General features: G+C 65.1%; 20 protein-coding genes. 6 read left to right on the top strand and 14 right to left on the bottom strand.

The features are described from left to right. Positions 1-76: 76 nt before the first annotated feature. Together VGN62_RS13305 and nadC are read right to left on the bottom strand one after the other, a co-directional pair. Positions 77-793 carry a ribonuclease T2 family protein gene (locus VGN62_RS13305; RefSeq protein WP_327454607.1) on the bottom strand — a complete coding sequence of 239 codons (717 nt, stop codon included), beginning with the start codon at positions 791-793 and terminating at the stop codon, positions 77-79. Beyond that, the gene (gene nadC / locus VGN62_RS13300; protein WP_327454605.1) at positions 780-1,628 is read right to left on the bottom strand and encodes a carboxylating nicotinate-nucleotide diphosphorylase; all 849 of its coding nucleotides are present in this window, start codon (positions 1,626-1,628) and stop codon (positions 780-782) included. The genes VGN62_RS13305 and nadC overlap by 14 nt, the downstream gene beginning before the upstream one ends. Positions 1,629-1,723: 95 nt before the next feature. Between nadC and VGN62_RS13295 the strand changes: the two genes are divergently transcribed. Further along, positions 1,724-2,860 carry a nitronate monooxygenase gene (locus VGN62_RS13295; protein ID WP_327454603.1) on the top strand — a complete coding sequence of 379 codons (1,137 nt, stop codon included), beginning with the start codon at positions 1,724-1,726 and terminating at the stop codon, positions 2,858-2,860. A 36-nt stretch (positions 2,861-2,896) separates the two neighbouring features. On the opposite strand, the gene VGN62_RS13290 is transcribed toward VGN62_RS13295, so the two are convergent. Further along, a complete protein-coding gene (locus VGN62_RS13290; RefSeq protein WP_327454601.1) occupies positions 2,897-3,343 on the bottom strand; it encodes a peptidylprolyl isomerase in 447 nt (148 codons plus the stop codon). Positions 3,344-3,499: 156 nt separating this feature from the next. Between VGN62_RS13290 and mgtE the strand changes: the two genes are divergently transcribed. Together mgtE and VGN62_RS13280 are read left to right on the top strand one after the other, a co-directional pair. After that, on the top strand, positions 3,500-4,951 hold the full coding sequence (mgtE, locus tag VGN62_RS13285) for a magnesium transporter (protein WP_327454599.1): 1,452 nt from the start codon (positions 3,500-3,502) through the stop codon (positions 4,949-4,951). Between the two features lie 221 nt (positions 4,952-5,172). Further along, positions 5,173-5,301: an entericidin A/B family lipoprotein gene (locus tag VGN62_RS13280; protein WP_327454597.1), complete on the top strand. Its 129-nt coding sequence runs from the start codon at positions 5,173-5,175 to the stop codon at positions 5,299-5,301. 22 nt (positions 5,302-5,323) lie between these two features. Here VGN62_RS13280 and tatC read toward each other — a convergent pair whose 3' ends face one another. The 9 genes from tatC to VGN62_RS13235 all read right to left on the bottom strand — a co-directional run bounded on the left by tatC (position 5,324) and on the right by VGN62_RS13235 (position 12,609). Further along, complete coding sequence (tatC, locus tag VGN62_RS13275; protein ID WP_327454595.1) at positions 5,324-6,136, bottom strand: twin-arginine translocase subunit TatC; 813 nt, start codon at positions 6,134-6,136, stop codon at positions 5,324-5,326. After that, entirely contained in the window at positions 6,133-6,516 is a 384-nt protein-coding gene (gene tatB, locus VGN62_RS13270) for a Sec-independent protein translocase protein TatB (protein ID WP_327454593.1), read from the bottom strand. Before tatB ends, tatC begins: the two co-directional genes overlap by 4 nt. Before the next feature lie 32 nt (positions 6,517-6,548). Then, complete coding sequence (locus VGN62_RS13265; protein ID WP_327454591.1) at positions 6,549-6,782, bottom strand: twin-arginine translocase TatA/TatE family subunit; 234 nt, start codon at positions 6,780-6,782, stop codon at positions 6,549-6,551. A 25-nt stretch (positions 6,783-6,807) separates the two neighbouring features. Beyond that, on the bottom strand, positions 6,808-7,401 hold the full coding sequence (scpB, locus tag VGN62_RS13260; protein WP_327454589.1) for an SMC-Scp complex subunit ScpB: 594 nt from the start codon (positions 7,399-7,401) through the stop codon (positions 6,808-6,810). After that, the gene (locus tag VGN62_RS13255; protein ID WP_327454587.1) at positions 7,398-8,183 is read right to left on the bottom strand and encodes a ScpA family protein; all 786 of its coding nucleotides are present in this window, start codon (positions 8,181-8,183) and stop codon (positions 7,398-7,400) included. The genes scpB and VGN62_RS13255 overlap by 4 nt, the downstream gene beginning before the upstream one ends. 7 nt (positions 8,184-8,190) lie before the next feature. Then, the gene (gene nagZ / locus VGN62_RS13250; RefSeq protein WP_327454585.1) at positions 8,191-9,198 is read right to left on the bottom strand and encodes a beta-N-acetylhexosaminidase; all 1,008 of its coding nucleotides are present in this window, start codon (positions 9,196-9,198) and stop codon (positions 8,191-8,193) included. 107 nt (positions 9,199-9,305) lie between these two features. Continuing rightward, entirely contained in the window at positions 9,306-10,076 is a 771-nt protein-coding gene (locus VGN62_RS13245) for an SPOR domain-containing protein (RefSeq protein ID WP_327454583.1), read from the bottom strand. Further along, on the bottom strand, positions 10,076-11,803 hold the full coding sequence (gene argS, locus VGN62_RS13240; protein ID WP_327454581.1) for an arginine--tRNA ligase: 1,728 nt from the start codon (positions 11,801-11,803) through the stop codon (positions 10,076-10,078). The genes VGN62_RS13245 and argS overlap by 1 nt, the downstream gene beginning before the upstream one ends. Positions 11,804-11,937: 134 nt before the next feature. After that, the gene (locus VGN62_RS13235; RefSeq protein WP_327454580.1) at positions 11,938-12,609 is read right to left on the bottom strand and encodes a hypothetical protein; all 672 of its coding nucleotides are present in this window, start codon (positions 12,607-12,609) and stop codon (positions 11,938-11,940) included. Between the two features lie 173 nt (positions 12,610-12,782). Here VGN62_RS13235 and ispH point away from each other — a divergent pair, with 173 nt between their 5' ends. From ispH to rnhA, 3 genes are read left to right on the top strand one after another with little or no spacing between them, the layout of a single operon-like run. Continuing rightward, on the top strand, positions 12,783-13,763 hold the full coding sequence (ispH, locus tag VGN62_RS13230) for a 4-hydroxy-3-methylbut-2-enyl diphosphate reductase (RefSeq protein WP_327454579.1): 981 nt from the start codon (positions 12,783-12,785) through the stop codon (positions 13,761-13,763). Continuing rightward, the gene (gene thrB, locus VGN62_RS13225) at positions 13,763-14,725 is read left to right on the top strand and encodes a homoserine kinase (protein ID WP_327454577.1); all 963 of its coding nucleotides are present in this window, start codon (positions 13,763-13,765) and stop codon (positions 14,723-14,725) included. Before ispH ends, thrB begins: the two co-directional genes overlap by 1 nt. Then, positions 14,722-15,195 carry a ribonuclease HI gene (gene rnhA, locus VGN62_RS13220; RefSeq protein ID WP_327454575.1) on the top strand — a complete coding sequence of 158 codons (474 nt, stop codon included), beginning with the start codon at positions 14,722-14,724 and terminating at the stop codon, positions 15,193-15,195. The genes thrB and rnhA overlap by 4 nt, the downstream gene beginning before the upstream one ends. 3 nt (positions 15,196-15,198) lie before the next feature. On the opposite strand, the gene VGN62_RS13215 is transcribed toward rnhA, so the two are convergent. Beyond that, positions 15,199-15,375 (bottom strand): YegP family protein, encoded by a 177-nt coding sequence (locus VGN62_RS13215; protein ID WP_327454573.1) that lies wholly within the window; start codon positions 15,373-15,375, stop codon positions 15,199-15,201. A gap of 92 nt (positions 15,376-15,467) precedes the next feature. Beyond that, positions 15,468-16,598 carry an FAD-dependent oxidoreductase gene (locus tag VGN62_RS13210; protein WP_327454572.1) on the bottom strand — a complete coding sequence of 377 codons (1,131 nt, stop codon included), beginning with the start codon at positions 16,596-16,598 and terminating at the stop codon, positions 15,468-15,470. Positions 16,599-16,663: the final 65 nt, after the last annotated feature.

Below are 16,663 nucleotides of genomic sequence, written 5' to 3'. Positions count from 1 at the left end.
ATGTTAACGAGTCGATAAGGTTAAAAGAGTGTTAACGCCGCAACGTCCTGATGTGGGACGCTCTGCGGCGGACGCCTTAAGATGCCGGCATCGGCTTGATGCGGACTGGACGGTTGTCGCCGACCCCCGACTGGAAAGGCTTGCAACGCGCCGGTTTCATTCGCGCGCCCAGACACAGGCGCACCTCGCTGAGCCACCCCTTCCGGTCGAGCGAGACGGCGATCATCGGCGGCGTCACGCCGCGATTGACCGCGGCAAAGGCCCTCCGGATACTGCCCGCCGTCTGGGGTTCCGCCACAAGCTTCTTCATGTCGGGAAAGCGTACCGCGCGGAACAATATATCTGCCGACCGGAAATAGGCGGCGGGATTGGGGCTCATACACGTCCCATGCTTCGCCCATTCATGCTGGAGGAGCTGCGCCGACGGCGTCATGCACATATGCTTCTTCAGCACCGGCTGCGGCACGATCTTCGCCGGGCGGCACCATTGCGGATAACCGGGGGCATCGGTTTCGGGCCATAGCCCGTGGAGCACCCAGCCGAAACGCCCGCCCTCACCCGAGCATTGGAAACGGTCACGCGCATCGCGCGGATTGCGTGCGTTGGCACAGTGTTGCGGCGACCAGCTCATGCTGAGCAGATAGCCCGTCGTCTTGGGATTACGGACGGGTTCGCCGCGCTTGGGCTGCTCGAGGCGCGGCACCGCGATGCGGTCGGGCGCCGAGCAAGCCAGCGATTGCGCCTGCGCCGCGACCGGTATCAGCGCCAGCGCAACCGCGCTAAGCCAGCGCAAAATCGAGCCCGATGTCCGCCGCCGGCGCCGACTGCGTCAGCCGCCCGACCGAAACAAAGGTTACGCCCGTCGCACCGATGTCGCGGATCGTATCGAGCCGGACCCCGCCCGACGCCTCGGTCGGCACCTTACCACCAACCAAAGCGACGCATTCGCGCAATTCGGCGATGTCCATATTGTCGAGCAGCAGGTGCGTCGCACCGGCGGCCAGCGCAGGTTCGACCTGCGCGACGCGGTCGACTTCGACGATGATGCTTGCGATCCCCGCCGTAACCGCGCGCCGCACGGCTTCCTCGACCGATCCGGCGACCGCGACATGATTGTCCTTGATCATCGCCGCGTCCCACAGGCCCATGCGGTGATTGGTCGCGCCGCCCATCCGCGTCGCATATTTCTCGAGCACGCGAAGGCCCGGAATCGTCTTGCGCGTATCGAGCAAGGTCGCGCCGGTTCCGGCGAGCGCATCCACATATTGGCGCGTCATCGTTGCGATGCCCGACAGATGCTGCACCGTATTGAGCGCCGATCGCTCGGCGGTCAGCATCGCGCGGGCATTGCCCGACAGCCGCATCAGGTCGCTGCCCGGCGCAACCTGCGTGCCCTCTTCGACCAGTATCTCGATCTCCATTGCGGGGTCGAGGGCACAAAAGAATCGCTCGGCGATCGGCAGGCCCGCGACGGTGATCGCATCGCGGCTGTCCATCACGCCGCCGAAGCGCGCATCGGCGGGGATCGTCGCCATCGAGGTGATGTCGCCCCCTGCCCCCAGGTCCTCGGCCAAAGTGGCGCGAACGAAGGCATCGAGGTCGAAATCGGGCAAAGAGAATTGGGTCATGCCGCCTGCGATAATCGCACCGCCTAGCAAATCAACTTGACGTTTACGTCAACTGGCGCTGACATGGGTGCAAATAGACAAACAGGAGAGGCCCCATGCAATCCCCCATCTGCGCGATGCTCGGTATCGAATTCCCGCTCCTTGCCTTTTCGCATTGCCGCGACGTCGTCGTTGCCGTGTCGAAGGCCGGGGGAATGGGCGTCTTCGGCGCCGCCGCGCTGCCGCCTGAACGGCTCGAGGAAGAGCTGCAGTGGATCGACGCCCATATCGGCGGCCTCCCCTATGGCGTCGACCTGATCGTCCCCAACAGCTTCGTCGGCAAGGGCGAGGCCCCGTCGTCGGGCGCCGCGAAGATACCCGAAACGCACCTGCAGTTCGCCGCCGACCTGCTCGGTAAGTTCGACGTCGATGCCGCGGGACTCGAAGCCGCGATGGACGCCCGGCAAAGCTTTGGCGACAATATGCACGAGGATGGCGCCGCCAGGCTGCTCGAAGTCGCATTCCGTCATCCGATCAAGTTGATCGCCAATGCGCTGGGCGTTCCGCCGCCGCGGATGCTCGAACTCGGCAAGCGCCACAACGTCCCCGTCGCGGCGCTGGTCGGCACGCGCGACCATGCGCTGGCGCAGGTCCGTGCTGGAGTCGATATCCTTGTTGTCGCGGGCGGCGAAGCGGGCGGCCATTGCGGCGAGGTCGCGACGATGGTGCTGGTGCCCGAAGTTGCCGCGGCAGTCGAGGCCGTCGGTGCGAATACCCCAATCCTCGCGGCGGGCGGGATCGTCACCGGTCGCCAGATGGCCGCGGCGATGGCGATGGGCGCGCACGGTGCGTGGACGGGATCGGTCTGGCTGACGACAGCGGAGGCCGAAACCAATCCGATCGTGAAGGAAAAGATGCTCGCAGCATCATCGCGCGACACGGTGCGGTCGAAGAGCCGCACCGGCAAGCCGTCGCGCCAGCTCCGTTCGCCGTGGACCGATGCGTGGGAGGCCGATGGCGCGCCCAAGCCGCTCCCGATGCCGCTGCAATCGCTGGTCAGCGAACCCGCGCTGCGCAAGGTCGATAAATTATCCGAAGGCGGCCACGAAGGCGCGAAGGCGCTCGCAACCTATTGGGTCGGCCAGGGCGTCGGCTTGATGAACGAAGCGATGGGCGCCGGGCAGGTCGTGCAGGAATTCAAGGAAGACTGGATCGCCGCCTGCGAACGGCTCAACGGCTTTATCGGCGACTAGGCAAAAAAGTCCCCGCCGAAGCGGGGACTTTGTAATTCAGCTGACGGTCGCCTTGACGATCTTGCCGGGCTCGCGCGGCGGCTCGCCCTTGGGCAGCGCGTCGACATTGTCCATGCCTTCGATCACCTCGCCCCAAACGGTGTACTGGTTGTCGAGGAAGCGTGCGTCGTCGAAGCAGATGAAGAACTGGCTGTTCGCGCTGTTCGGATTCTGCGCGCGCGCCATCGAGCAGACACCGCGGACGTGCGGCTCGCTGTTGAATTCCTGCGGCAGGTCGGGAAGCTCGCTGCCGCCCATACCGGTGCCGGTCGGATCGCCGCCCTGTGCCATGAAGCCCGGAATCACGCGGTGGAACACGACACCGTCGTAAAAGCCTTCCTTGGCGAGCGACGAGATGCGCTCGACATGCAGCGGCGCGAGGTCGGGGCGAAGGCGGATGACGACATCGCCGGTCGACAGCGAAAGGGTAAGCGTTTCTGACATGGTTGAACTCCTGCGGTCTGCGTTGGCGGTCCCATAACCGCCGCCGCCGTCAAAGCCACGCACTAAATGCGCAAAAGGCGTTCGCGGCGTTGCCATCGGCGGGTGGCGGCACTAGGGGAAAGCTCGCACGCCGCAATTGTCAGGGAGGACCGCGCGATGGACAAACGCGAAGATTCCCTGCCGCCGGAAGAAATCGTCATCACCGACGAGCGTGAACGCGACCCGCCGCCGCGCGAAGCCGAAACCGAACTCGATGAGGACGACCGGCTGAAGCCCGAATTCGTCCGCGACGTCATCGATCTTGCCGAAGCCGGCGAGAGCGAAGCTGCGCGCGAGCGGGTCGGCCGCCTCCATCCCGCCGACATCGCCGACCTGTTCGAACTCGCGCGTTCCGACGAGCGCCCGATGCTGGCCGCGGTGCTCGGCGACATGCTGTCCGCCGATGTGCTGGCGGAAATGAACGATTATGTCCGCGAGGAACTGATCGACCTGCTCGCGCCCGAGCAAGTTGCCGAACTCGCGTCCGAACTCGATACCGACGATGCCGTCGCGATCATCGAGGACATGGAAGAGGACGAGCAGCAGGCCGTCCTTCAGGCGATGGAACCCGAAGATCGTGCCGCGATCGAGGATGCCCTCTCCTTCCCCGAGGAATCGGCCGGGCGCCTGATGCAGCGCGACCTGGTCGCGGTTCCCGAACATGTGACCGTCGGCGATGTGATCGACCGACTGCGCGAAGACACCGACCTTGCCAGCGACTTCTGGGAAATCTTCGTCGTCGATCCGATGCACCGCCCCGTCGGCACCTGCCAGTTGAGCTGGATTCTGCGCACCCCGCGCGACATCGCAATCAGCGATGTGATGAAGCGCGAACAGACGCTGATCCCTATCGACATGGATCAGGAAGAGGTCGCGCTGCGATTCCAGAAATATGCGCTGATTTCGGCCGCGGTCGTCGACAAGGGTGGGCGGCTGGTCGGCATGATCACGGTCGACGACATCGTCCACATCATTCAGGAAGAAGCGGGCGAGGATATCCTGCGCCTGTCGGGCGCGGGCGACGGTGACATCAACGAACCGATCCGCGAAACCTACAGCGCGCGCGTGCGCTGGCTGATTGCCAATCTTGGTACCGCGCTCGTTGCGTCGACGATCGTCGGTTTCTTCGGCGGCGCGATCGAACATATGGTCGCGCTCGCCGCGCTGATGCCGATCGTCGCGGGGGTTGGCGGCAATGCGGGCACGCAGACGCTCGCTGTGACGGTACGTGCGCTTGCGATGAACCAGCTCACCGATTCGAACAGCTGGCGCGCGATCTGGCGCGAGATGAAGATCGCACTGCTCAATGGCGGGACGATCGCGCTCATTGCCGGGACCGCGACCGCTTTGTGGTTCGGCAATCCACAGCTTGGCGGCGTTATCGCCGCAGCGATGATCGTGAACATATTCGTGGCGGGGGTTGCGGGGGTCGCGATCCCGCTGCTGCTCGACCGGCTCGATCAGGACCCCGCGGTCGCAAGTTCGATCTTCGTCACGATGACGACCGATTCCATGGGATTTTTGGCGTTCCTCGGCCTCGCCGTGCTCAGCGGCCTGACCGCACTCTAACGGCAAGATACTGGAATCCGGGAAGTTCGGAACGATCCGAAAAAAATTTCATCAACATGATTTTTTTTGGGAACCTATCCGGCTCGTCCGTCGTTTCCATTTCGAGCAGCGGTCATCGCCCCCCCGCAGCGCTGCTCAGCAACATTGGCCCGGCCCGCATTTCCCTCCCCCCCTCGAAAGCGTGCCGGGCCATTTTGCACCACATCCTGAGAGGTAGAAATATGACGAGTTACCGCGCAATCCTTCTCGCCCTGATGGCAAGCTTTCTGGTCGCTGGCTGTAACACGGTAAAGGGTGCCGGTCGCGATATCGAATCTGTCGGCCAGGCCGGCAGCGATGCCATCAACTGATCGGGGAATTGAGTAACTTACCCTAAGCCTCTTCGAGAGGCTCGACAGGCGCCTCTTCGGCGCCTGTTTTGCGTCGGCGCTGGGTAAACCAGATCGCGAAGAGCGACATTTCATAGAGGAATACCAGCGGCACTGCGAGCAGGAGCTGGCTGAGGATATCGGGCGGTGTGAACACCGCAGCGATCGCAAAGGCCGCAACGATCATATAGCGGCGCGCCGAAACCAGCTGCTCGCGCGTCACCAGTCCCGAGCGCTCGATGAGCATCAGCAGGATGGGGAGCAGGAAGGCGATGCCGAACGCCATGATAAACTGCATCGTGAAGCTGAGGTAATTGCCGACCGAAGGCAGCGCTTCCTGTGTGATCCCCCCGATATCGCCCTGGTACCCGAGCAGGAATTTGAGCGCGATCGGGATGGTGATAAAGTAGGCGAAGCTCGCGCCGATCGCGAAAAGGACCGGTGTCGCGAGCAGGAACGGCAGCAACGCCCGCTTTTCCTTGCGATAGAGCCCCGGCGCAACGAACTTCCAAAGCTGGTTGGCGATCACCGGAAAGGCGATCATCGTCGCGGCGAACAGCGCCACCTTGATCTCGACGAAAAACGCCTCGAACAATTGCGTATAGATGAGCTTTCCCTGCCCCGCGCGGACAAGGGGCTGGACCAGAATGCCGAAAATCGGCTTCGCATAATATAGGCACACGCCAAAGGCGACGCCGATCGCCAGCAGCGATTTCAGCAGGCGCGAGCGCAGCTCGATCAAGTGGTCGAGCAGCGGCATCTTGCCGCCGGCGCCGTCATCGTCACCAGTCGTCACGGGCGCTTCTTCGGCGCTCATGGCAGTGGCCCGTCCTTCGGCGGGATCGCATGCGTTTCGGGCGGACTCGCGGCCGCCGCCTCGTCGGCCTCCGCTTCGGTTGCGGGTCCGGATCCGGCAGTGGGTGCCGATGCGGCTGGCGACGGCGTGTTCACATCGTCGATGCGCGGGAATTCCCGCATGATCGCGTCATTCTGTTCGCGCCATTGCTTTTCGAGCTCTTCGAGCTCGGCCTCGCGCATCATCGTGTCGAGCCCGGCACGGAAATGGCGCGCCATGCCACGCGCCTTCCCCATCCATTTGCCGACAAAGCGCATTGCCTTGGGGAGGTCCTTGGGGCCGATAACGACCAAGGCCACCACCACGACGAGCAACAACTCGGTGGGCGCAACGTCAAACATGAACTAACACTTCCCCCGCAAGCGGACGGCAATCAGAGCTTGTCGTGCTCGGCAGTCGGGGTCGAAACCGGGGTGGCATCGGGCGCGCGCTGGCCTTCGATGTGCTTGGGTGCGGGCGTCGGCGCATCATCGTCGGCCATGCCCTTCTTGAAGCTTTTGATGCCCTTGGCGACATCGCCCATCATGTCCGAAAAACGGCCCTTGCCGAACAGCAGCAGGACGAGAATCCCGACCACGAGCCAGTGCCAGATGCTGAAGCTACCCATCTCAAATTCTCCTTGAGGCCGCTATCTAGGCTTCCTCGCCGTCTTTTACTAGGTCCAGTTCGCCCATCGCTTCCTCGAAAGCGAGATCGACCGGGTCGAGTAGTCCCGCCGCGCGCAAATCCTCCACGCCCGGCAGGTCCTTGCGGCTCGTGAGGCCGAAATGTTGCAGAAACGCGTCGGTCGTCTTGTAAATCAGTGGACGCCCCGGCACCTCGCGGCGGCCCGCGGGGGCAATCCACTCAGCCTCCATCAGCACGTCGAGCGTCCCCTTGGATGTCTGGACCCCACGGATCGCCTCGATTTCCGCGCGGCTGACGGGTTCGTGATAGGCGACGATGGCCAGCACTTCGGCGGCGGCGCGCGACAGCTTGCGCGGATCGTCGCGCTCGCGGCGGAGCAGGTGCGCAAGGTCGGAGGGGGTCTGGAAATGCCAATGCCCGCCGCGCTCGACCAGTTCGATCCCGCTGCCCGCATGCCGCGCGGCGATCGCCTGGATGATCGCGCGAACGTCACCCGGCGTCATCTCTCCGCCCAGCCGATTCGCGACCTGCCGTGCGTCGAGCGCTTCGTCGCTGGCGAAAAGCATCGCCTCTATCGCGCGTTCGAGATCGTCGATCATGCCCCTTGTCCCATTGCGGCTGCCTTCAGATAAAGCGGTTCGAACGCGCCCTCCTGCTTCAACTCGACGCGGCCCTGTCGCGCCAGTTCGAGGGCAGCGACGAAGCTCGATGCGATTGCGGAACGACGGAGCGGACCGTCATAGTCGGCCGGAAGGAAATCGGAGAGTTCGGCCCAGTCGAGCTTTACTCCCAGCATCCGCTGCAGATGCTGCAGGGCGGCGTCGAGTGTAACCACCGGGCGGCGCGAGACCGTGTGCACGACCGGCTCGGACCGGAGCTTGACCTGCCCATAGGCCGAAAGCAGGTCGTAAAGGCTCGCGTCCCAGCGCCGGACCCGGACGTCGCGCAGCCCTTCCGGCTTGGCGCGCAGGAAGACATCGCGGCCGACGCGGTCGCGCGCGAGCAGCCGCGCCGCCGCATCGCGCATCGCCGCGAGCCGTTGAAGCCGCAGTTGCAGGCGCAGCGCCAGTTCGTCGGGCGACGGATCCTCCAGCGGGTCCTTGGGGAGCAGCAACGCCGATTTGAGATAGGCGAGCCACGCCGCCATCACGAGATAGTCGGCGGCGACCTCCAGCTTCAGCTCGCGCGCTTCGGCGATGAACGAGAGATATTGTTCGACCAGCGCGAGGATCGAAATCTGCTTGAGGTCGACCTTCTGGTTACGCGCCAGCGCCAGCAAGAGGTCGAGCGGGCCTTCCCAGCTTTCGAGCGAAAGCTGCAGGGCGTCTTCGCGTTCGGGCGCTGCCGGCGCGATCTCGAAATCGAGCGGCAGTTCGTCCATCAGCCGGTCAGGCCATCGCCAGCAGCGCGTCACGCTGGTCGACCAGCGTCGCAAAGGCCCGGTCGTCGCCGACCCCCAAAACACGGTCCATCGCGCCTTCGAGGCGCGCGCGCGAGACGGTGCTGATCGGATCGAGCGCATTCGCGATCCCGACCATGTCGTCCATCTTGCCCCAGCAATTGAGCGCGATGTCGCAGCCCGCAGCAACGGCGTCGGCCGCGCGCGAAGGGACGTCGCCCGACAGCGCTTCCATATCGAGATCGTCGCTGAGCAGCAGGCCATGAAAGCCAATGCGCTGGCGGATCACGCTGTCGATGACGAGCGGGGACAGCGTCGCGGGCCGGTCCGGGTCCCAGGCGGTGAAGACGACATGGCAGGTCATCGCCATCGCCGCGTCGCGGAGCGCCGCGAAGGGCGCCAGATCGGTCTGGAGATCGCGGTCGGGCGCGGTGACGATGGGCAGTTCCTTGTGCGAATCGAGCAGGGCGCGGCCATGGCCGGGGATATGTTTGACGATCCCGACGACACCCCCATCCTGCAGCCCGCTCAGGATCGCGCGCCCGAGCGCGGCGACGCGCATCGGTTCGCTGCCGAGCGCACGGTCGCCGATGACGTCACTGGCGCCCGGCTGGCGGACGTCGAGCAATGGCAGGCAATCGACCGTGATGCCGACCTCCGACAGCATGGCGGCGAGCGCCATCGCGTTGAGCCGCGCCGCCTCGATCGCGCTCGCGGGCGCCCGTTCGTACAGCGCATCGAACGCCGCACCGCTTGGGAAAGCGGGCCATTCGGGCGATTTCATGCGCGCGACGCGGCCGCCCTCCTGATCGATCAGGATCGGCAGATTGGCGCGCCCATCGAGCGCGCGCAGTTCGTCGGTCAGGCGGCGTACCTGCTCGCGGTTTTCGATGTTGCGCCCGAACAGGATATAGCCCGCGGGGTCGCTGTCGCGAAAGAAAGCGCGTTCGTCGTCGGTGAGGGTCAGGCCCGACAGGCCAAAAATCGCGGGTATCATCGTACGTCAAACTCCATCGGTCGCCGTCCCCTCAGACAGCGACCAAGCGATGATCATGCCATAGTGGGAGCATTGCACCAACGGAGTCTGCGGCCAAACGGGCCGAATCAGCGAACGACGACGCAATTTTCACCCGCGACACGCAATTTTCCGCACAAATTCGCGGCGTTGGCGGCCGTACCCGCCGAGACGCGCAAACGATAGACGGTCCCATCGCCGACCTTTGCGGGCGACACCGATTTGTTGAGTTCGGCGAGATACGCAAAACGCTTCGACAAATTGGTCCACGCCTTGGCGGCCGCGGCATCGCTGCTGAATGCGCCGAGCTGGATCATTGCCCCGTTCGAAACCGGCGCGGGCTTTGCAGCAAATTCGGCCGTCTTCACCGGGGCGGCAGCGGGCTTGCCCTTGTCCGCAGGGGCGGCCTTGGCCGCCGCAGCCTTTGTCGCGGCAGCCTTGTCCGCAGCGACCTTCTTCGCCGCCGCCTCACGTTCCTGCGGGGTCACCGCAGGCTCTTCGGGCATCCGCGTCGGATCGACCTTGCCCGCCGGCTCGGCGCCTTCGCTGGCCGAGAAGCTGGCATCGCCCTCGCCGTCGAACGTCTTTGCGCCGTCATTCTTGGGTGCGACCTTATAGTCACCCTGCTGCGCGGCGATCAGCTCGCCCTTGCCGCGTGCGCCGCCGTTCTGGACCCACCATAGGCCGCCGAGCACCGCACCGATCAGGAGCAGCCCGCCGAGCACCATCACCAGCAGCCGCGCAGGCGACACTTCGCCGTCTTCCTCGAACCCGTCGGCCGCTTCGAGCCAGGGGAGACGATCATCGTCTTCCAGACCCAGCCCCGCATCCGCCTGCCCGGCGCCCTTGTTCTCGGCCATCAAACCATCTCCTCGAGCGCCTCGACCCCCATCAGGTTCAGCCCGTTGCGGATAACCTGCCCGATTCCATCGGCCAAATAAAGGCGCGTCGCGGTCAGTTCGGGATCATTGTCGAGCACGATGCGTAGGCCCGGGTCGTCGTTGCCCAGATTGTACCAGGCGTGGAACGCCGCTGCGACATCGGCAAGGTAGAAGGCGATCCGGTGCGGCTCGCGCGCCGAGGCCGACGCCTCGACCGTCCGCGGGAACTGTGCAAGCAGCTTGATCAGCCCAAGCTCGTGCGCATTGAGGCGCGCCGGCGCGGGCGCCGGAAGGACGATCCCCGCATCGGACGCCTTCTTGCGTAGCCGCGCGATCCGGGCGTTGGCATATTGCAGATACCAGACCGGGTTGTCGCGCGACGCCTCGACCACCTTGGCGAAATCGAAGTCCATCTGTGCATCGGCCTTGCGCGTCAGCATGGTGAAACGCACGGCATCCTTGCCGACCTCGTCGACGACATCGGCGAGCGTCACGAAATTGCCCGCGCGCTTCGACATCTTGAACGGCTCGCCATTCTTGAGCAGGCGAACCATCTGCACCAGCTTGACGTCGAACCGCGTCTTGCCGCCGGTGAGCGCCGCAACCGCGGCCTTGATCCGCTTGACGGTGCCCGCATGGTCGGCGCCCCAGATATCGATCAATTCGTCGGCATTCTGCGCCTTCTGATAGTGATAGGCGAGGTCGGCGCCGAAATAAGTCCAGCTGCCGTCCGACTTTTTGATCGGGCGATCCTGGTCGTCGCCAAATTGCGTCGAGCGGAAAAGCGGCAGTTCCACCGGCTCCCAATCCTCGGGCGTCTCGCCCTTCGGCGCTTCGAGCTGGCCGTCGTAAACCAGATCATGCTCGCGCAGCCATTTCTCGGCGGCGGCGGGCTTGCCTTCGGCCTGGAGCTCGGCCTCCGACGAGAAGAGGTCGTGATGAATGCCGAGCTTTGCGAGGTCGGCGCGGATCATGTCCATCATCGCGCTGACCGCCTCGGCGCGGAACAGGCCAAGCCAGGCGCTTTCGGGCGCGCCGACGAACCGGTCGCCATATTCGACCGCGAGCTTGTCGGCGACGGGCATCAGATAATCACCGGGATAAAGCCCCTCGGGGATCGCGCCGATCTCTTCGCCGAGCGCTTCGCGATACCGCATGTGCACCGAACGCGCGAGCACATCGACCTGCGCACCCGCGTCGTTGACATAATATTCGCGGATCACCTCATGCCCGGCATATTCGAGCAGCGCGGCGAGCGCGTCGCCGACGACCGCGCCCCGGCAATGCCCGACGTGCATCGGGCCGGTAGGGTTCGCCGAGACATATTCGACGTTGACGCGGCGCCCCTGCCCCATCGTCGACCGGCCATAGTCGCCGCCTTCGCTGAAGATCAGCGCAAGTTCGTCGCGCCAGCTATCGTCGACGAGGCGAAGGTTGATGAAGCCGGGACCAGCGACGCTCGCCTCGGTCACCTCATCGAGCGCGCCCAGTTCGGCGACAAGCAGTTCGGCGAGCGCGCGCGGGTTCATGCCCGCGGGCTTCGCGAGCACCATCGCCGCGTTGGTCGCGACATCGCCATGCGCGGGATCGCGCGGCGGCTCGACGCTGATCGCCGAACGGTCGAGGCCGACGGGCAAGGCGTCGCGGGCGGCAAGCGCGTCGAGCGCGGTGCCGATATGGTCGGAAAAACGGCTGAACAGGGTCACAGGGCTTGGCCTATCTTCGATCGGAAAGTCTTGCGCGCGCCCTATCGCAGCTTGGCGCACGCGAAAAGCCCTGCGTCACCGGGCGGCGCGCAGGGCGTGAAAAAGCGAACGGCGCCGGGGCGCCGCCGCAGGTCCTATCGTCGGACGTTATATTCCAGCTGGTCCTGCGTCAGCTGGAAGCCCACAAGCAGCTCGAAGCTCGCCCGCTGCACCGCGGCGCGCACTTCGGGAAGGCTGAGCGGATCGACCGCCGCGTCCTGGTCGCCCGCCTTGCGCTTGCGCGTGATGCGTTCCTGGATGTCGGCGGGCAACGTCGCCGCGGCGCGATCGACATAGGCCGACGCCTGCGCCCGGCCGGTGCCGCGGACCTGGCCCTCGGCAAAAGTCACCGCCACATTGCCAAGCCGCTTTGCAACGACGGCGGTGCCGCCCTGGAGGACGGTGGCATAATAAGGTAGCGTTACCGTCCGCGCGGGCCCGGCGTCGCGGCGCGTAGCGACGACATCGAAACTCGCGAGCTGATAGACTTTCTCGCCGGCGTCGTTGCACTGCGGCGTCACATTGGTGATCGCAGCAACGACGTCGACCGCGCGCGCGTCGCGGCTTGTTGCCGGGTCGAACAGCGTAATGTCGCCAGTGTGCAGCGGAACCGCCACCGCCGGGCAGGCGCTGCGCGTCGAGGTGATGCCAACACCGCCCGCAAGGTCGATTTCATTATCCTTCGCACAACCCGCCACCATCGCCATGGCCGCCGTGCTGCACAGCACGGTCAGGAATTTACGCGACGGGAACGAAATGGGCATCATGATAATCAGGCTTTCCAAACAGGCGCTTTGACAGGCGTCGGGACGGTCGATCCCGCTTCATGCGCGCCGCTTCTTATCGGTGCGATGAACAAGGCGCAACAAAGAGAACGACAATGAGGCGGGGACGAAGCCGCTTTACCGCAATGCGCCTGCTGCGCTAGAGCGCGCGCATTATGAACGCTCCCCACCCGATGACGCGCCCCGACGGCAATGAAGCGGCAGAACTTAGGGTTTTGATCGCGGCACCGCGCGGCTTTTGCGCCGGCGTCGATCGCGCAATCCGCATCGTCGAACTCGCGCTCCAGAAATATGGCGCGCCGGTTTTCGTCCGGCATGAAATTGTCCACAATCGCTATGTCGTGGACTCATTGAAGGCAAAGGGCGCGGTTTTCGTCGAATCGCTCGACCAGGTTCCCGACGATGTTCCGGTGGTGTTCAGCGCGCACGGCGTGCCCAAGGCGGTGCCGGCCAAGGCCGAGATGCGCGGACTCGACTATATCGACGCGACCTGCCCGCTGGTGTCGAAAGTACACCGTCAGGCCGAACGGGTGTTTGAGGCCGGACGACATATCATCTTCGTGGGTCACGCGGGGCACCCCGAAGTGATCGGTACGCTGGGCCAGCTTCCCGAAGGCGCGATGACGCTGGTCGAATCGGTCGACGATGTTGCCGCGCTGGCGCCGTCCGATCCCGACATGTTGTCGTTCCTGACGCAGACGACGCTGTCGGTCGACGATACGCGTGACATCATCGCGGCGTTGCAGCATCGTTTTCCCAACATCTCCGGGCCGCGTGGCGAGGATATCTGTTACGCGACGTCGAACCGGCAGGACGCGGTCAAGGCAATCGCAGGCGACTGCGACCGCATGATCGTGATCGGCGCACCGAACAGTTCGAACAGCCTGCGCCTTGTCGAGGTTGCCGAACGGCTCGGGACGCCCGCGCATCTTGTCCAACGCGGAACCGATGTTGACCCCGAGTGGCTGCAGGGCATCGCCACGCTAGGCATCACCGCCGGCGCCAGCGCGCCGGAGACGCTGGTACGCGAAGTGATCGACGCCGTCGCATCGGTTCGTCCCATCATCGAAAACATCGTCGTGACCGCCGAGGAGAATATGGTGTTCAAGCTGCCGCGCGGCCTCGAAACAGCCTGATGGCAGTCTATACGCACGTCGAGCCCGACGACCTTGCCGCATTGGTGGCCCGCTACGACATCGGCACCGTCGTCTCGTGCAAGGGGATCGCGGAGGGCGTCGAGAACAGCAATTTCCTGCTCGAAACCACGGGTGGCCGTTTCATCCTGACGCTCTACGAAAAACGCGTCAGCGAGGGCGACCTTCCCTTCTTCGTCGACCTGCTGAACCATCTCGCCAGTCAGGATTGCCCGGTCCCCGCGATGATCCGCGACCGGAGCGGCGTCGCAATTCAGCAGATTTCGGACCGTGCCGCGTGCGTGATCCAGTTCCTGCCCGGAATTTCGCTGACGCAGCCGACGCCCGAGCAGTGCGAAGCGGCTGGCTCCGCGCTCGGCCAGATGCACTGCGCGCTCGAAGGCTATGCGGGTGCGCGAGAGAACAGCATGGGCCACAGGCATTGGCGCGCCGTTGCCGAGGCGACGGGAAATCTCGATGCCGTGCTGCCAGGTCTCCAGTCGATCGTCGACGAGGAACTGGCCTGGCTCGACGCGCACTGGCCCGACGACCTGCCCGCGCATGTCATTCACGCCGACCTTTTTCCCGACAATGTCCTGATGCTCGGCGAGCGCGTCACCGGGCTGATCGACTTCTATTTTGCGGCGACCGATTTTCGGGCCTACGACCTCGTCATCACCCACGCGTCGTGGTGCTTTTCGGCCGACGGAAGGCATTGCGATACGGGACGCGCGCAGGCATTGATGCGGGGTTATGCGCGCGAGATCGCGCTGAGCGAGGCCGAGGTCGCTGCGCTGCCGCTACTTGCCCGCGGCGCATCACTGCGCTTCCTGCTGACCCGCGCGCACGACTGGGTGCACACGCCCGCCGATGCGCTGGTCACGCGCAAGGATCCCTCGCCTTTCCTCGCGCGCCTGCAGCGCTACAGCGCCGCCGACGCGGCAAGCTTGTTCGCCGCAGCATGACGGAGGGTTCGAGCAAGACGGTGATCGTTGCCACCGACGGCGCGTGCAAGGGCAACCCCGGTCCGGGCGGCTGGGGCGCCGTGCTGCGTTGGGGCGACGTCGTAAAAACCTTGTCGGGAGGCGAGCCCGATACGACGAACAACCGCATGGAATTGATGGCGGCGATCGAAGCGCTCGCCGCGCTGAAGCGGAGCTGCAACGTCGAACTGTCGACCGACAGCGTCTATGTCCGCGACGGCATCACCAAATGGGTTTTCGGCTGGCAGAAGAATGGCTGGAAGACCGCGGCGAAAAAGCCGGTGGCCAACGCCGACCTTTGGCAGCGCCTCGTCAAGGAAAACGCCCGGCACAAGGTCGAATGGATCTGGGTGAAAGGCCATGCGGGCCACGGCGACAATGAACTGGCCGACACGCTGGCGAGCGACGCCGCGCTGGAAGTTGCGCGGGCGCACAGAGCGCCCGCGCGCTAAAGATCATTCGGTTTCGCGAACTTCCGCGCCCGGGCCGTTCTTCAGGATCGACTCGATGGCTTTTTTTGCGGAGGCCTTGCTGCTATAGCCTTCGGTCCAGAAGATGGGTTCGCTGTTATATTTGAAATAGGCGACAAACTCGCCGGCCTTGTTCTTCTTGATCTCGAAATAATGGGCCATGCCATCCTCCACAGGTCAGGCTGTGCCGGGGATGGCACTGCCAACATCATGTTAAGCCGGTCGTTTCATCGCGCGCAAGCCGTCAGACGCATTCAGCCGAAACGCGATGGCGCGAACGGTGCCGGGTCGATATCCGCGATAGCGCCCGCCGGAGCCGACGCGCCGAGCTGCGCGGCGAGCAACGCGGCGATCGCGGGCGAGGTCTGGATACCGAACCCGCCCTGCCCCGCGCACCAGATGAAGGCGCGCTCGTGCCGATCGGCGCCAAAGACGGGAAGGCGGTCGGGCGCGAAGCTGCGCAGCCCCGCCCATTTGCGCTCAACCGCAACGACCGGCCAGTCAACGACCGACTGCATCCGATCGATCGCCAGCGCGACGTCGAGTTCCTCGGGTGCCGCATCGTGCGGCGCGGTCGGGGTTTCGTCGTGCGGCGTCAGCCAGACCCGGCCCTCGCTCTGCCCCTTGAAGTAGAATTCTCCGCCGACATGGACGACCAGCGGCAGGTCGGCGGGAACCGGCACGCCGAGCCGGACCTGCATCACCGTTCGGCGATAGGGCTGGATGCCGACCGGCGCGATGCCGCAGGCGGCGGCGACCTCGTCCGCCCACGCCCCCGCCGCGTTGACGATCAGCGCCGCGCGGACGCGTTCGTCACCTAGTTCGACATCCCACCCGTCGCCGACGCGCCGCGCCCGCCGCAATGGCGCGCGCGTGACCAACGTAGCGCCCGCACGCTTCGCTGCGCGAAGATAGGCGGCATGGAGAGCGCCAACGTCGATGTCGCGGCACGCCGCTTCGTAAGCAGCTTCACTCCATTCGGCGCGAAGCCCTGGGATCTTTGCCGCGACAGCCGCGCCCGACATCCGCACGACATCGACGCCCCGCGCAGCGAACTCGGCGGCGAAGGCGTCGACCGCCGCCGCCTCCGACCTTTCGCCCAGCGTCAATGCGCCGCGCGGCAACAGGAAGCCGCGATCCGAAAACTCGGCGGGCGGGTGATCCAGCATCTCCAGCGATGCCCGGGTCAACGGCTGGACCCCTGCCCCGCCATAGCTTTCGTGCCAGAAAGCGGCGGACCGGCCGGTCGCGTGATAGCCCGGCGCATCCTCCGCCTCGACCAGCATGACGCGGCGCGAGGGGGCAAGCGCGGCGGCAAGGCTGGCCCCGGCGATCCCGGCGCCGACAATCAGCACATCGGTGGCGGAGGGCGGCGCGGCGGTCATGCCCGCCGCATATCCGCTGGACCGGGGAATGCAAGCTGCGCGTTCCGGTGCGTATGGTTACCCTT

Origin of the sequence: Sphingopyxis sp. (assembly GCF_035998905.1) — a bacterium.
In the GTDB taxonomy this organism is placed as follows: domain Bacteria; phylum Pseudomonadota; class Alphaproteobacteria; order Sphingomonadales; family Sphingomonadaceae; genus Sphingopyxis.
The sequence above is the reverse complement of the archived record's forward strand: the minus strand, read 5'-3'. Positions and strand labels throughout refer to the sequence as shown.

What these genes read in the sequence shown, in the direction of transcription:
- nagZ (WP_327454585.1), bottom strand. Translation starts at nt 9,198, where the DNA reads ATGATACCCGCGATTTTTGGCCTGTCGGGCCTGACCCTCACCGACGAC.
- VGN62_RS13295 (WP_327454603.1), top strand. Translation starts at nt 1,724, where the DNA reads ATGCAATCCCCCATCTGCGCGATGCTCGGTATCGAATTCCCGCTCCTT.
- mgtE (WP_327454599.1), top strand. Translation starts at nt 3,500, where the DNA reads ATGGACAAACGCGAAGATTCCCTGCCGCCGGAAGAAATCGTCATCACC.
- ispH (WP_327454579.1), top strand. Translation starts at nt 12,783, where the DNA reads ATGAACGCTCCCCACCCGATGACGCGCCCCGACGGCAATGAAGCGGCA.
- nadC (WP_327454605.1), bottom strand. Translation starts at nt 1,628, where the DNA reads ATGACCCAATTCTCTTTGCCCGATTTCGACCTCGATGCCTTCGTTCGC.
- VGN62_RS13280 (WP_327454597.1), top strand. Translation starts at nt 5,173, where the DNA reads ATGACGAGTTACCGCGCAATCCTTCTCGCCCTGATGGCAAGCTTTCTG.
- VGN62_RS13210 (WP_327454572.1), bottom strand. Translation starts at nt 16,598, where the DNA reads ATGACCGCCGCGCCGCCCTCCGCCACCGATGTGCTGATTGTCGGCGCC.
- VGN62_RS13245 (WP_327454583.1), bottom strand. Translation starts at nt 10,076, where the DNA reads ATGGCCGAGAACAAGGGCGCCGGGCAGGCGGATGCGGGGCTGGGTCTG.
- thrB (WP_327454577.1), top strand. Translation starts at nt 13,763, where the DNA reads ATGGCAGTCTATACGCACGTCGAGCCCGACGACCTTGCCGCATTGGTG.
- VGN62_RS13290 (WP_327454601.1), bottom strand. Translation starts at nt 3,343, where the DNA reads ATGTCAGAAACGCTTACCCTTTCGCTGTCGACCGGCGATGTCGTCATC.
- tatC (WP_327454595.1), bottom strand. Translation starts at nt 6,136, where the DNA reads ATGAGCGCCGAAGAAGCGCCCGTGACGACTGGTGACGATGACGGCGCC.
- VGN62_RS13215 (WP_327454573.1), bottom strand. Translation starts at nt 15,375, where the DNA reads ATGGCCCATTATTTCGAGATCAAGAAGAACAAGGCCGGCGAGTTTGTC.
- VGN62_RS13265 (WP_327454591.1), bottom strand. Translation starts at nt 6,782, where the DNA reads ATGGGTAGCTTCAGCATCTGGCACTGGCTCGTGGTCGGGATTCTCGTC.
- tatB (WP_327454593.1), bottom strand. Translation starts at nt 6,516, where the DNA reads ATGTTTGACGTTGCGCCCACCGAGTTGTTGCTCGTCGTGGTGGTGGCC.
- rnhA (WP_327454575.1), top strand. Translation starts at nt 14,722, where the DNA reads ATGACGGAGGGTTCGAGCAAGACGGTGATCGTTGCCACCGACGGCGCG.
- VGN62_RS13235 (WP_327454580.1), bottom strand. Translation starts at nt 12,609, where the DNA reads ATGATGCCCATTTCGTTCCCGTCGCGTAAATTCCTGACCGTGCTGTGC.
- scpB (WP_327454589.1), bottom strand. Translation starts at nt 7,401, where the DNA reads ATGATCGACGATCTCGAACGCGCGATAGAGGCGATGCTTTTCGCCAGC.
- VGN62_RS13255 (WP_327454587.1), bottom strand. Translation starts at nt 8,183, where the DNA reads ATGGACGAACTGCCGCTCGATTTCGAGATCGCGCCGGCAGCGCCCGAA.